Genomic DNA, 13,334 nt, shown 5'->3' on the forward strand with positions numbered 1-13,334 from the left:
TCGACAACGCATACGGAGACCGAAACCTCGTCTGCACATGCCCCCCAATGGACGCATACAAAGACGCAGCTGAATAACAACAAAACCCCCCGCCACAAAAAGGCGGGGGGTTTTCTTTAGGGTTCGAACCCTTTTGGAACGCCGAAAGGCGGCGTGTCCACGCTCGTCCCGGTCAGTGCATTCAGAAATGCGACGAGGGCGTCGATTTCTGCATCGGTTAGCGCGACCGAGGAGATATCGATTGTGTTGCGCACACGTTGCATTTCGAAACGATCCTGCCAGACAACGAAGTCTGCCTTCTGTAGCCAGGGAACCTGAGGCAAAGCCGCCATGGCGGGTGTCCAGTTCGCCAAGCTGGTCTTTGGGTCCAAATGGTGGCGGATCATGCTTTCAAGGTCCGGGAAGGCGCCGTTATGGCCGTAAGGCGCGGTCAGGGCGACGTTTCGCAGCATTGGGGTGCGGAAGCGATAGGCGTCCTCGATCCGGTTGCTTTCGCCCATACGGCCCACGTCGCGGGCGTAAGGGTCCCATTGGCGGGTGCGGCCGGGGCCAAACGGGGGCAAACCCAAAGCGTGGAATTGCTGATCGGTCATCAGCGGTCCGGAATGGCAGGTCGAACAGTTTGCCTTGCCGTAAAACAACGTCATGCCGTCTTTCTGAACTTTGGTAAGGGCATTGGGGTCGCCAGCCAGATATTGGTCGAACGGGCTGTCGGTGCTGCGCCATTCGATGGCCATGAAAGCAGCCAGAGCGTTGGCAATCTGGGTGATCGTGATGTCTTGGGTGCTTTGGACCTCGTCGAATGCCTTTATCATCGCGGGACCGTATCGCGGATCGGTACGGACGCGTTTGGCCAGAATGGGCCAGCCCAGATCGATCCGGTCAGCGACGGCCCCGGTCACCTGATTTTCGCCGACATTCCCCGCCATTTCGAATTGCGATGTCAGGGGGAACAGCGCCTGTGCGGCGAGCAGAGAGTTCAGCCCCTCGGGCAGCCATTCCTGCGCGGGTGAGTTGAAGCCGTTGCCGTAGACATCAGAAATGCTCAGCCGACCATCGTGGAAGACAGTATCAAGCTCGCGCGCGCCAAGGTTCCACAGCCCCGGCGAATTGCGTGGGATGCGTTTGCGGATCTTGTCTGCTCCGATGCCGGGTGTGCGGTCCGGCCCCAGACCCTGACCACCCTCGCCAATACCCAGCGACAACCCGTCTGATGTGCCGAAATCCGGGTGGTGGCAGTGGGCGCAGGATATGTTCCGGTTGCCCGACAGGATCGGATCATAAAACAATTGATGACCGATGGCGGCCTGTTCCATATCAAAGGGGATGAAGTCATCATCGGTCAGCGGGCGCGGTAAATCCTGTGCCGCAGCAGTCCCGGCCAAAAGGAACACAACCCCATGCGCCAGCTTGTATTTGCCCTTTGCCTGCTTGCGAACCCTGCGATAGCCGAATTGGAACAGGCGCGCGATCTGATGGAGGCGGGGGAGTTTGAGGCCGCGCGCGAGGAACTGTTGCCCGCCGCCCGGTCGGGCAATGCCGAGGCCGAGGAACTGATCGGTGTGATGTACGGGCTGGGTCTTGGGGTCGAGCAGGACTATGAACGCGCGTTTGAATGGTATCTTCGCGCGTCGATGAAGGGGCATCCGGGGGCGCAGTCGGGGGTCGGATGGTACTATGAGCTGGGATTGGGCATGCCCGCGCCCGATCTGGTGCGGGCTTACATGTGGTATACGCTCAGCGCGATTGGAGGCGATCCCGACGCGGCGATCAGCCTTGAGGAAGTGGTCAAGAAAATGTCGCCGGAGCAGATCGAAAGGGCGCATATTCTGGTCAATGATTACAAAGGGTGGATGTACCCTTTCAGATGATGGATCAAACCCGCAACGGTTTCGCAAACCGTTTTGGGGCGTGGGTTTCAGGGTCGATGATCGGCCCCGAGGAATATTGGCACACAAAGGCCCGTCGCGGGCTGTCGGTTGTGTTCGCCCCTGAACTGTGAAGCGTAAGGCTGGAAAAGGCCACGATCGTGCCCGCCTTGCAGGTCATCGGAGTGCCTGTATCCTCGCCGAAATACCCGTTAAGCTCGTTGCTTTCATCCTGCCATTCATGCCGGTCCAGACCGGGCTCGGCGTCAAGGTCACGCGGCAGGATATAAACGCAGCCGTTTTCTTCGGTTGCATCATCCACTGCGATCCAGACGGTCAGATAGGGTGTGTGATCAAAGCCGACATAGGCGCCGTCCTGATGCCAGGCGAAACTCGCGCCTTTGCCCGCGCCTTTGACCACAAACTGCTCGTTGAACAGCATCGGGTCTTCGATTCCGCAGGCGCTGATGATTTCGGCGATCTTGGGGCCGAGCAAGAAGTCCTCCAAAGACGGGAACTCGGCATGGCGATGGCGCAGAAAGCGGCGCGCATCGCCTAGCCCGATTTTGTGCACATTGCCGCCGCCATCATGTGCAGGCTCTTCCAACAGTGTGTCGCAGGTGCCGCGCAGCATCTGCAGGTCTTCCGGGCTGAGCGCGTTTTCGAAAACGAGGTAACCTTGGCGGCGAAATGCATCGGTTTGGTCGAGCATCAGAGTTTCTCCGGCGAGGGGCAGGTTTGCGCGCGACGGGGCCGCGCGCAAGGTTCTCTTGTCAGACCGCTTTACTGCGTCTCGGCGGCGCGGGTCGCTGCAATCTCGGCTTCGGCTTCGGCAACTGCCGCGGCCAACGCGTCAAAGGCTGCTTCTCCGCCATCGACATTGGCCTTGAACCAATCATAGACAGGTGCAGCGGCTTCCTTGAAGGCAGCCTTCTCTTCCGGGGTCGGCACATAAAGATCGCCACCTTCGGCCACGAATTCCTCATAAGCCTGGATCGACTTGCGCTTGGGCGAGGCGAAAGTGGCCTGCTGCAGCTGATAGAACCCATCGACGATGACATTGCGCAGTTCCGGCGGCATCGACATGAACTTTTCGTTGTTCATGAACCACAACGCACCCATATAAGCATGCCCGTCCAGAGTGACGTATTTCAGGCCGGCATCGGGGAACTTCATGCTCATGATGTCGGTGATGCCGTTCTTCGATCCTTCAACAACACCGGTCTGGAACGAGGTAAACAGTTCAGGCCATGGGATCGGCGTCGGGGCCGCGCCCAGTGCTTTCACAAGCTCTTGCGGCAGGTCAGCGACCACGGTGCGGATTTTCAGCCCTTCCATGTCGCCGGGGCTTTGAATCCGGCGCTGGGTGTTGGCAAAGTTGCGCCAGCCGCCGGTGTTGCCGATGGTCATCAGACGCAGCGCGCCGCCCGAGTTTTCGGCGACCATTTCCTGCATCTTGGTCACAAAGGGCGAGCCGTTGGCCAGCGCCGCTTCGGCCACGCGGTCATCCGACATCAGATAGGGCAGGTCCAGCACCTGAACGAAGGGGAAGATGCCTGACGTGCCACCCGAGGTTTGGATGACGATGTCGATCTGACCTTCGGCCACACCTTGCAAGCACTCGGCCCCGTTCGAACACAGCTGGGTGCCGATAAACAGCTCGACCTCAATCGCGCCGTTCGAGGCGGCCTCGACATAGTTTTTGAAGACGATCAGGCCGTCATAATCCTCGTCATTTTCGTTCGAATTGGCAGTGGCGCGCAGCGTGTAGTCGGCGGCCGTGGCTGCCATGGCGGACGCGGCCACAAGCGATGTGGCCACCGCTGCGGTTTTGATGAAGTCTCTGAGCATGCGTTTCCTCCCTGTGATACTCAGTTGGCAAATCCCGTTATCCTCGGGATCGTCATGGATAGTGCGGGGACATAGGTGATCAGAAAGATCACGATGATTTCGACTGCCAGAAACGGCAGGATCGCCTTGGCGATGGTTTCGACCCGTTCACGGGACACGGCGGCGGCCACGAACAGGACCAGGCCCATCGGCGGCGTGGCGAGGCCGACGGTCAGGTTGACGCTCATGATGATGGCGAAATGGATCGGGTCGACGCCGAGGCTGGTGAAGATGGGGCCAAGGATGGGCCCAAGGATGATGATCGCGGGGCCTGCATCCAGAAACATGCCGACGATGAACAACAGCAGGTTGATCAGGAACAGCAGGATCAGCGGGTTTTCCGACAGGCTGAGGATCAGCGAGGCCAGTTGCTCCGGCGCATGGCTGAGGCTGACCACGGTTTTGAACGCCATCGCCGCGCCGACCAGCAGCAGAACGACGGCCGAGGTCATGCCTGCGTTGCTGAGCACCTCGGGCACCTCTTTCCATGTCAGCGTGCGCAGAACGAAGAAGCCGATGATGAAAGCATAGCCCACGGCGACGGCGGCGGCCTCGGTTGGCGTGAAGATACCGCCCAGAATACCGCCCAGAATGATCACGGGGGTCATCAGCGGGAAGAAGGCCTTCAGGCTGGCCTGACGCCGTTCGGGCCATGTGTATTTGCGGCTTGCAACGGGGAAGTCGTAGCGGTCTGCCATGAGTTTGATCATCAGCATCAGACCAACACCGACCATCACGCCGGGTACGATACCTGCAAGGAACAGCGCGGCGACGCTTTCGCCCATCACGTAGGCATAGATGATCATGATCCCCGAGGGCGGGATGATCGGCCCGATCACCGAACTGGCCGCTGTGATCGCGGCGGCGAATTTGCGGGTATAGCCCTGTTTCTCCATCGCCGGGATCAGCATCGACCCCAGCGCCGAGGTGTCCGCCACGGCGGACCCCGAAAGGCCTGCGAACAGGATGGAACTCAGCACATTCACATGGGCCAAACCGCCGCGCAGGTGGCCCATCAGGGCCTGTGAAAACTCGACAAGGCGGATGGTGATGCCGCCCCGGTTCATCAACTCTCCGGCCAGCATGAAGAAGGGGATCGCCATCAGTGGAAAGCTGTCCATGCCATTGTAGACATTGCGATAAAGCAGCGTGATGTCGTTGGGCTGGCCGTTCAGCCATAGCAGGATGCCCGGCGCGGCCAGCAACGCGAAAAAGACCGGCAGGCCGATCAGCAGGAAAATCAGGAAGGTGGGCAGGAACCAGATCAGCATTTATTCGGCCCCCACTGCCGCATCAGGAATTTCGGGCAACAGGTGACCTCCGCCCAGCAGAGTGATGAACGACCGCAGGATCAGCTCGATATTCACCGAGATCAGCAGGATGACCCCAACCAGCAGCGAGGCCATCATCCAACTGCGCGGGATGCGGTACCATTCGTCGAACCCGAACGAGGTGGGCAGATACAGCGCGGCGGTGGCGAATTTGCCGCCAAAGCCAGTGACCTCGGACCAGCCGATATTGACCGCGACCAGCAGCACGGCCAGCGAGATCAGCAACAGGAACAGGTTAAGCGATTGGCCGATGACGCGTGGCAAAAACCTTTGCAGCATGTCGATGGCCACAAAACCGCCACGCCGAAAGGCGGTGGGGGCCATCAGGCCGGTCATCCACAACATGCAAAACCGCGCGGCCTCATCCGGCCAGGGCAGCGCGTTGCCCAGAACGTATCGGAAGAACACCTGTATCAAGATCGCAATCACCATGAGTGCAATCGCAACGACACCAACCGCGCGGCCCAGACGCAGCGCGGTTTCGTTCACGAATGCAATCGGCGCTAACGCCGATGCCAGTCCGCCCATGCGGATCCTCCCTTGTTCAGCCGCGGGTTTGTCCCACGGTCGTCAGATCGCGTTTAGGTTTTCGCGAATTGGCCGAGTTTCCCGGCGTAAAAGGTCAGCGCGTCTCCATCCGCCATGCTGACCTTAAGAACTTTTCCTACGACAATAACGTGATCGCCCGCATCGTGATACGCATGTTGTTCGCATTCGAACCGCGCCAGGCAATCCGACAGCAGCGGCGTTCCGTTCGTGCAGCGCTCATGATCGATATCGCGCAGGGCAAAGGCGTCTTTCGAGCAGCCAAAGCACAGTTCGGCCTGTTCCGCCGACAGCACATGCACGCTGAAATGGCGGGCCTTGTGGAAATAGGGGAAGCGGCGCGAGTTGCGGTCGCCTGCCCACATGATCAAAGGTGGGTCCAATGACAGGGACGAAAAGCTGTTGGCGGTGATGCAGACCGGTCCATCCGCGCTGTCGCAGGTCACGATGGTGACGCCCGTGGCAAAGCGGCCAAAGGCGTCGCGCAGGGTGCGGGTGTCGTCCTTGTGGGGAACGAATGTGCGGGTCATGTCCTTTGAGATGGCGTTCATCATGGTACCTCATGCCCCAGTGCCGCCTCATAGAGGCGATACCAGCTTTCGCGATCCAGATTGACTTTCAGAGCGTCCGAGATGGTTATGATGCGGCTCAGGTTATTGGTGCCCAGAACCGGCAGGATATTTGCCGGATGGACCAACAGGAAGGCCACGGCCACGGCAGCGCGATCCACGCCGAACGCGGCTGCGATCTCATCAGCGACGACGCCCACGGGTGGGTTTCCGGCCATCAGAAGACCGCCGCCCAGAGGCGACCATGCCATGATCGGTTGCCCATGCTGCTGGTGAAAGGCCAGATCGCCGTTGGTGAAGGGGCTGATCTCTCCCAGAGAGATCTCGATCTGGTTGGTGACCAGTTGCGTTTTCATCGCCGATTGCAGCAGAGACCAGTCCCATGGGCGGAAATTCGACACGCCGACCGCGCCGACCTTGCCGCTGGCGACAACCTCATCCAGTGCGGCACCGGTTTCGTGGTGGTCCATGAACGGGTCGGGGCGGTGGATCAGCAGCAGGTCGATATGGTCAATCGCCATTTCCGACAGAGAGGTATCGACGGACTTCAGGATATGCGCGCGCGAGGTGTCGTAATACTTGACCTTGGCATCCGCATACCGGCCCATCGGCGCGATGATGTCGCACTTGGTGACGATTTCCATCCGCTTGCGCAGGCTGGGGTTGGCGCGCAGCGCGTTGCCCAGAACCGCCTCGGCCGCGTATCCGCCATAGATATCGGCCTGATCGAATGTGGTAATGCCCTGATCCAGACAAGCTTGTATCTTGGCCTCGACATGGCCCACGGACGTGTCGCTGTCATCGCCCAGCCGCCACATGCCATAGACCAGACGGCTTAGCTCCAGCGTGTCGGATAGTTTCACACGTTGCATCAGCGACGAACTCCGTTGCCCAGCGGGGTCGCCGGGGGTGTTGCAGGCACGCGCCCATAGGCTTCGGGCAGCGAGCAGGTTTTCAGGTTGGGCATCACGCGGGCGCCAAAGTGCCTGGCCTCGTCCATGTGCGGATAGCCCGAGAAGATGAAGGCGCGGATGCCCATCTTCTGGTATTCCTCGATCTTGGTCATGACCTGATCGGTCGACCCGACCAGCGCCGCACCGCAGCCCGAGCGTGCGCGCCCGACACCGGTCCACAGTCCGGGTTCGACATAGCCATATTCATCCGCCAGATCGCGGTTCTTGGATTGATGCGCCACTCCCAGCGAGGTCGCGTCCAGCGCCCGTTCGCGGATCGCGCGGCCATACTCATCATCCAGTTTCGAGACGATGTAGTCGGCGTATTCCTGCGCCTCGGCCTCGGTGTCGCGGACGATCATGTGGACCCGCAGGCCGTAATCCAGCGTGCGGTTGTAGTTCTCGGCAACTGCGTGAACGGCCTTCATTCGTTCGGCCAATTGCTCCTTGGTTTCAGGCCACATCAGGTAGACGTCGCAATGTTCGCCACACAGGTCCAAGGCAGACGGGGAGTAGCCGCCGAAATACAGCAGCGGGCCGCCGGTCTGATAGGGCTTGGCGGGGTCGGTGGTCAGGCCCGAGAAATTATAGACCTGACCCGCGTGATTGATCTCATCCCGCGTCCAGGCCTGTTTCAGAATCTCGACCACCTCGCGCGAGCGTTGGTAGCGGTACGCGCTATCGGCTTTCTCGCCCGGGAAGTCTGATGAGATGATGTTGACCGTCAGCCGCCCCTTCAGCATGTGATCGAGCGTCGCGATGGTGCGGGCCAGCATGATCGGCTGCATCTCACCACAGCGTACGGCGGCCAGCAGGTTGATCCGGTCGGTGATCGGCGCGCAACCTGCGACAAAGCTCAGCGTGTCCTGACCGACCTGATAGGACGAGGGGCACAGGATATTGCGGAACCCCTGCGCCTCGGCCTCTTTCACGATGCCGGAACAGTGGTCCCAGCTAGAGCGTAGATCGCCATCGGGCACGCCCAGAAACTGGTAATCGTCCGAGCACAGCGCTGCAAACCACGAGACTTCGGCCGCATCCAGATCGGGGGATGTGATGGGGACGATGCTCATTTGATTCACGCTCCGTACATCTTTGACTTTCCTCTTGCGTAGCAAGCACATTGATGTAGATCAATAGTGTATCAATTTTTCCTGCGACTGAAAGAAGCGCCCGAACGTGCCCCCGAACAGCCGAAACCCCAACGCATTGCCGATCTATGTTCAGATCGCCGAACTTCTGATCCGCGAAATTGCCGCCGGACGGTTGATCGATGGGGAACGCCTGCCGCCGGAACGGGACATGGCGGCCGAGCTTCAGGTCTCGGTCGGGACGCTGCGAAAATCGCTCGCCGAGCTTGAGAAAAAAGGGATGCTGGAGCGGATACAGGGCTCGGGCAACTATGTGCGAGAAACCGGAACGCAAAACAGCGTCTATGCGATGTTCCGGCTGGAACTGCCCGAAGGCGGGGGCTTGCCGCGCGCGGATATTCTGTCGGTCGATCAGGTAGAAAAGCCCGCCGATCTTCCCCAATTCGGGGCATCAAGCCTAGGCTCGCGCGTGCGGCGGATGCGCTATCTGAATGACACAATCATCGCGGTCGAAGAGATCTGGCTGGACGAATCAGCCGGCCGGATCGATCGCAGCCTGCTGTCGGACTCGCTCTATCGTTATTATCAGCACCAGCTTGGGTTCTGGATCACGCGGGCCGAAGACAGGGTGTCGGTCGGGTCGCTGCCCGACTGGACGCCCGAGAGTTTCACTAAACCCGCCGGTGAAACGGTGGGGTATATCGAGCGGTTCAGCTGGTCGGAAAAGGCCGAACCCGTCGAGTTTTCAAAAACATGGTTCGATCCGGATCGGGCCACCTATGTCCAACGTCTGAAGTAAAAGGAAATGCGCATGACCCGGACCATCCATTACGGGCTGATCGGATGCGGCATGATGGGGCAGGAGCATCTGCACAATATCGCTTTGTTAGAAGGCACGCGGGTCGCGGCGATCTACGAACCTGATCCGGACATGGCCAAAGCGGCGCAAACCATCGCGCCGGATGCGGTCATGGTGACGTCTGTGCAAGAGTTGCTGGCAGTCGAGGATCTGGATTGCCTCGTCATCGCCAGCCCGAACCACCTGCATGTGGATCAGATTTGCGAAATCGCAGCCACGCGTCCCTTGCCGCTGTTGGTGGAAAAGCCGCTGTTCACCGATCCGCAGGATGCCGCCCGGCTTGAGCAGGTTCAGCGCGACTACCCCCATCCGATCTGGGTGGCGATGGAGTACCGCTATATGCCCCCCATCGCGGCGCTGATTGATCAGACGGATGTGACTGGCGGCGTTCAGATGCTGTCGATCCGCGAACATCGGTTTCCGTTTCTGGGCAAGGTCGGCAACTGGAACCGGTTCAATCGCAATACCGGCGGCACCTTTGTCGAAAAATGCTGTCACTTCTTCGACCTGATGCGCCTGATCCTGCGCGCGGATCCGGTGCGGATCACTGCAAGCGGCGGGCAGGCGGTGAACCATCTGAAAGAAAGATATGATGGTGAGACGCCGGATATTCTGGACCACGGCTATGTGCTGGTCGATTTCGCCAACGGGGCGCGGGCGATGCTGGAACTATGCATGTTCGCCGAAGGCTCACGCTATCAGGAAGAGGTCTCGGCCATTGGCCCCAAGGCCAAGATCGAGGCGCTGGTTCCCGGACCGGGCCGGTTCTGGCCTGATCATCTGGGCGAACCGCCGGTGCCGCAAGTGATCGTCAGTCCGCGCGATCCGAAGGGGCCGGTTTCGACCGACATTCCGGTCGATCCGAAATTGCTGGCCGCAGGGGATCACAACGGATCGACTTTCTATCAGCACCAGGGGTTTCTGGAACTGTTGCGCGGTCAGCGTACTGCTCCGGATGTCTCACTTCACGACGGTCGATGGGCCGTGCGCATGGGGCTGGCGGCGCAGCAGGCGCTGAACACGGGCGAGGCCGTTCGCTTCGATCCGTGATGCCGATAGGAAACCTGTGTTCCCGATATACGCGATTTCCGATGTCGTTTTTGGCATCGGAGAGGTCTTTTCCGCTTGCTGAGCGGTTGAGCAGGCAATAGCTCTGCCCGTGGGACACCCCTCCCCAACGAGGGGCGTGTATCTGGAAGGGTAATACAGATGACGAATGAACAACCGGCGACGCGGCCGGCGAATCCGCGTTTTTCCTCGGGCCCCTGCGCCAAACCCCCCACATTTGATCTGACCAAACTGGCCGATGCCGCGCTGGGTCGCTCGCACCGTGCCGCTGTTGGCAAGGACAAGCTGAAGGCGGCCATCGAAGGTACGCGTGAGATGCTGGGCATTCCGGCGGATTACAAGATCGGCATCGTTCCCGCCTCGGACACCGGCGCGGTCGAGATGGCGCTGTGGTCGCTGCTGGGCGAACGCAAGGTCGAGATGCTGGCCTGGGAAAGCTTTGGTGCCGGTTGGGTTACGGATGTGGTCAAGCAGTTGAAGATCGACGCCGAAGTGAAAACGGCTGAGTACGGTCAGATCGTTGATCTGGCCTCGGTCGATTTCGCCAATGACGTGGTCTTTACGTGGAACGGCACAACCTCGGGCGTGCGGGTTCCGAATGGCGACTGGATTGCCGATGACCGTCAGGGTCTGACGATTTGTGATGCGACCTCGGCGGCCTTTGCGATGGACCTGCCCTGGGACAAGCTGGATGTGACCACCTTTAGCTGGCAGAAAGTGCTGGGCGGTGAGGCGGCCCATGGGATGCTGATCCTCAGCCCCCGCGCGGTGGAACGGCTGGAAAGCTATACGCCCGCATGGCCGCTGCCGAAGATTTTCCGCCTGACCAAGGGCGGCAAACTGATCGAGGGTATTTTTACTGGTGCCACGATCAACACGCCATCGATGCTGGCGGTCGAGGATTACCTGTTTGCGCTGGACTGGGCACGCTCGGTTGGTGGGTTGCAGGGGCTGATCGCCCGTGCGGATGCCAATGCCGGTGCGGTCCATGCGTTCTGCGCGCAGAATGACTGGATCGACAATCTGGCTGAGGATGCGGCGACGCAGTCGAACACGTCCGTGTGTCTGAAATTCACCGATGCCCGTATTCAGGACGGGGCCACATTCGCCAAGGCCGTGGCCAAACGGCTGGAGGCCGAGAATATCGCGCTGGACATCGGTGCCTATCGCGACGCGCCTGCGGGTCTGCGCATCTGGTGCGGCGGTACGGTGGAAACCTCGGATATCGAGGCGATGCTGCCGTGGCTGGCCTGGGCCTTCGAGGCCGAGATCGCGGCGCAAGCAGAAGCTGCCTGACGTCCCCGTGCCGGGCTGAAGCCCGGCCTACGCAGAACTGAAATGTAGGGCGGGCTTCAGCCCGCCATCCCAAGACTTCTTCAAAGGACCAGAGATATGGCCCCCAAAGTACTCGTATCCGACAAGCTCAGCGAAACCGCCGTGCAGATTTTCCGCGACCGTGGCATCGATGTGGACTTCATGCCCGATCTGGGCAAGGACAAAGACAAGCTGGCCGAGGTGATCGGTCAGTATGACGGCCTCGCCATCCGCTCGGCCACCAAGGTCACGCCGACCATTCTGGAAAAGGCCGACAAGCTGAAAGTCATTGGCCGCGCCGGGATCGGCACCGACAATATCGACAAGGATGCCGCGTCCAAAAAGGGCGTGATCGTGATGAACACGCCCTTTGGCAACATGATCACCACCGCCGAACATGCGATTGCGATGATGTTCGCCGTGGCGCGGCAGATCCCCGAGGCCAGCACCTCGACCCATGCGGGCAAGTGGGAAAAGTCCAAGTTCATGGGGATCGAGCTGACCAACAAGACCCTTGGCGTCATCGGTGCGGGGAACATCGGCGGCATCGTCTGTGAACGCGCGCTGGGTCTGAAGATGAAGGTCGTCGCCTATGATCCCTATCTGGGCGAAGAGAAAGCGGCCAAGATGGGTGTCGAAAAGGTCGAGCTGGACGAGCTTCTGGCCCGCGCCGATTTCATCACCCTGCACGTGCCGCTGACCGATCAGACCCGCAACATTCTGAGCCGCGAGAACCTTGCCAAAACCAAGAAGGGCGTTCGGATCATCAACTGTGCCCGTGGCGGCCTTGTGGACGAAGAGGCGCTGGCCGAGGCGCTGCAATCCGGTCAGGTCGCCGGGGCTGCCTTTGACGTGTTCAGCGAGGAACCGGCCAAGGAAAACGCCCTGTTCAACCTGCCCAACGTGGTTTGCACGCCGCATCTGGGCGCGGCCACGACCGAAGCGCAGGAAAACGTGGCGCTGCAGGTGGCCGAGCAGATCTCGAACTATCTGCTGACCGGTGCCGTGGAAAACGCGCTGAACATGCCCAGCGTGACGGCGGAAGAAGCCAAGGTGATGGGTCCGTGGATCAAGCTGGCAGGTCATCTGGGTAGCTTTATCGGTCAGATGACGGATGAGCCGATCAAAGCGATCAACATCCTCTATGACGGTGTTGCCGCCGGGATGAACCTTGCCGCACTGAACTGCTCGGTGGTCGCGGGGATCATGAAAAAGTTCAACCCCGAGGTGAACATGGTCTCGGCCCCGGTTGTCGCCCGTGAACGTGGTATTCAGATTTCGACCACCAATCAGGACAAATCGGGCGCGTTCGAGGGTTATATCAAGGTAACCGTCGTGACTGAAAAGCGCGAGCGTTCCATCGGGGGCACCGTGTTCAGCGATGGCAAGCCGCGTTTCATTCAGATCAAGGGCATCAATATCGATGCCGAGGTGGGCGCGCATATGCTGTATACCACCAACGAAGATGTTCCGGGCATCATCGGTGCGCTAGGTCAAACCATGGGTGAGAACGACGTCAACATCGCGAACTTTACCCTTGGCCGGTCCGAGGCAGGCGGCGAGGCCATTGCGCTGCTTTACGTCGACGAACCTGTTCCGGCTGAGGCCCGCGCCAAGCTGGCAGAGACGGGTCTGTTCACACAGATCAAGCCGCTGGAGTTCGATGTCGCCTAAAGAAGCGTTTCGGGTTTAACCTGAGACACGAATGCCCTGCCACGCCTGCGGCGTTCTCGGGACATTCGTGTCGAATAGTGGTGCATGTAAAACCCGAAACGCTTTAAGTGTTGAATTTCTGAGACAATTCCTGCCCGCGCCCCCCAAGGCGCGGGTATTTTCTTTTCCCGC

General features: G+C 60.0%; 13 protein-coding genes. 5 read left to right on the plus strand and 8 right to left on the minus strand.

Going from position 1 to position 13,334, the window contains the following annotated elements:
* Nucleotides 1-116 precede the first annotated feature (116 nt).
* Nucleotides 117-1,385, minus strand: coding sequence for a cytochrome c peroxidase (locus ACR0MO_RS16680; protein WP_170455418.1), 1,269 nt, complete (start codon nucleotides 1,383-1,385; stop codon nucleotides 117-119).
* 15 nt (nucleotides 1,386-1,400) lie between these two features.
* On the opposite strand from ACR0MO_RS16680, the gene ACR0MO_RS16685 reads away from it, so the two are divergent.
* On the plus strand, nucleotides 1,401-1,871 hold the full coding sequence (locus ACR0MO_RS16685; RefSeq protein ID WP_170455389.1) for a tetratricopeptide repeat protein: 471 nt from the start codon (nucleotides 1,401-1,403) through the stop codon (nucleotides 1,869-1,871).
* A 4-nt stretch (nucleotides 1,872-1,875) separates the two neighbouring features.
* On the opposite strand, the gene ACR0MO_RS16690 is transcribed toward ACR0MO_RS16685, so the two are convergent.
* The 7 genes from ACR0MO_RS16690 to ACR0MO_RS16720 all read right to left on the minus strand — a co-directional run bounded on the left by ACR0MO_RS16690 (nucleotide 1,876) and on the right by ACR0MO_RS16720 (nucleotide 8,230).
* Nucleotides 1,876-2,580 carry a phytanoyl-CoA dioxygenase family protein gene (locus ACR0MO_RS16690; protein ID WP_170455387.1) on the minus strand — a complete coding sequence of 235 codons (705 nt, stop codon included), beginning with the start codon at nucleotides 2,578-2,580 and terminating at the stop codon, nucleotides 1,876-1,878.
* A gap of 71 nt (nucleotides 2,581-2,651) precedes the next feature.
* The gene (gene dctP, locus ACR0MO_RS16695) at nucleotides 2,652-3,719 is read right to left on the minus strand and encodes a TRAP transporter substrate-binding protein DctP (RefSeq protein WP_170523676.1); all 1,068 of its coding nucleotides are present in this window, start codon (nucleotides 3,717-3,719) and stop codon (nucleotides 2,652-2,654) included.
* 20 nt (nucleotides 3,720-3,739) lie between these two features.
* Nucleotides 3,740-5,029, minus strand: coding sequence for a TRAP transporter large permease (locus ACR0MO_RS16700; RefSeq protein ID WP_480892380.1), 1,290 nt, complete (start codon nucleotides 5,027-5,029; stop codon nucleotides 3,740-3,742).
* Nucleotides 5,030-5,617, minus strand: coding sequence for a TRAP transporter small permease subunit (locus ACR0MO_RS16705; RefSeq protein WP_170523682.1), 588 nt, complete (start codon nucleotides 5,615-5,617; stop codon nucleotides 5,030-5,032).
* 53 nt (nucleotides 5,618-5,670) lie between these two features.
* Nucleotides 5,671-6,189, minus strand: a complete 519-nt coding sequence (locus ACR0MO_RS16710; RefSeq protein ID WP_170523685.1) for a flavin reductase family protein — start codon at nucleotides 6,187-6,189, stop codon at nucleotides 5,671-5,673.
* Complete coding sequence (locus ACR0MO_RS16715) at nucleotides 6,186-7,076, minus strand: aldo/keto reductase (protein WP_480892383.1); 891 nt, start codon at nucleotides 7,074-7,076, stop codon at nucleotides 6,186-6,188. Before ACR0MO_RS16715 ends, ACR0MO_RS16710 begins: the two co-directional genes overlap by 4 nt.
* The gene (locus ACR0MO_RS16720; protein ID WP_170455377.1) at nucleotides 7,076-8,230 is read right to left on the minus strand and encodes an LLM class flavin-dependent oxidoreductase; all 1,155 of its coding nucleotides are present in this window, start codon (nucleotides 8,228-8,230) and stop codon (nucleotides 7,076-7,078) included. The genes ACR0MO_RS16715 and ACR0MO_RS16720 overlap by 1 nt, the downstream gene beginning before the upstream one ends.
* Nucleotides 8,231-8,336: 106 nt before the next feature.
* Here ACR0MO_RS16720 and ACR0MO_RS16725 point away from each other — a divergent pair, with 106 nt between their 5' ends.
* The 4 genes from ACR0MO_RS16725 (at nucleotide 8,337) to serA (ending at nucleotide 13,163) form a co-directional block, all read left to right on the plus strand.
* The gene (locus ACR0MO_RS16725; RefSeq protein WP_170455375.1) at nucleotides 8,337-9,047 is read left to right on the plus strand and encodes a GntR family transcriptional regulator; all 711 of its coding nucleotides are present in this window, start codon (nucleotides 8,337-8,339) and stop codon (nucleotides 9,045-9,047) included.
* A 12-nt stretch (nucleotides 9,048-9,059) separates the two neighbouring features.
* Entirely contained in the window at nucleotides 9,060-10,157 is a 1,098-nt protein-coding gene (locus ACR0MO_RS16730; RefSeq protein ID WP_480875533.1) for a Gfo/Idh/MocA family protein, read from the plus strand.
* Nucleotides 10,158-10,316: 159 nt separating this feature from the next.
* Nucleotides 10,317-11,471, plus strand: coding sequence for a phosphoserine transaminase (locus ACR0MO_RS16735; protein WP_480875536.1), 1,155 nt, complete (start codon nucleotides 10,317-10,319; stop codon nucleotides 11,469-11,471).
* Nucleotides 11,472-11,567: 96 nt separating this feature from the next.
* Complete coding sequence (serA, locus tag ACR0MO_RS16740; protein WP_170455369.1) at nucleotides 11,568-13,163, plus strand: phosphoglycerate dehydrogenase; 1,596 nt, start codon at nucleotides 11,568-11,570, stop codon at nucleotides 13,161-13,163.
* Nucleotides 13,164-13,334: the final 171 nt, after the last annotated feature.

The sequence above is a fragment of the Ruegeria sp. K5 genome, from assembly GCF_056531805.1.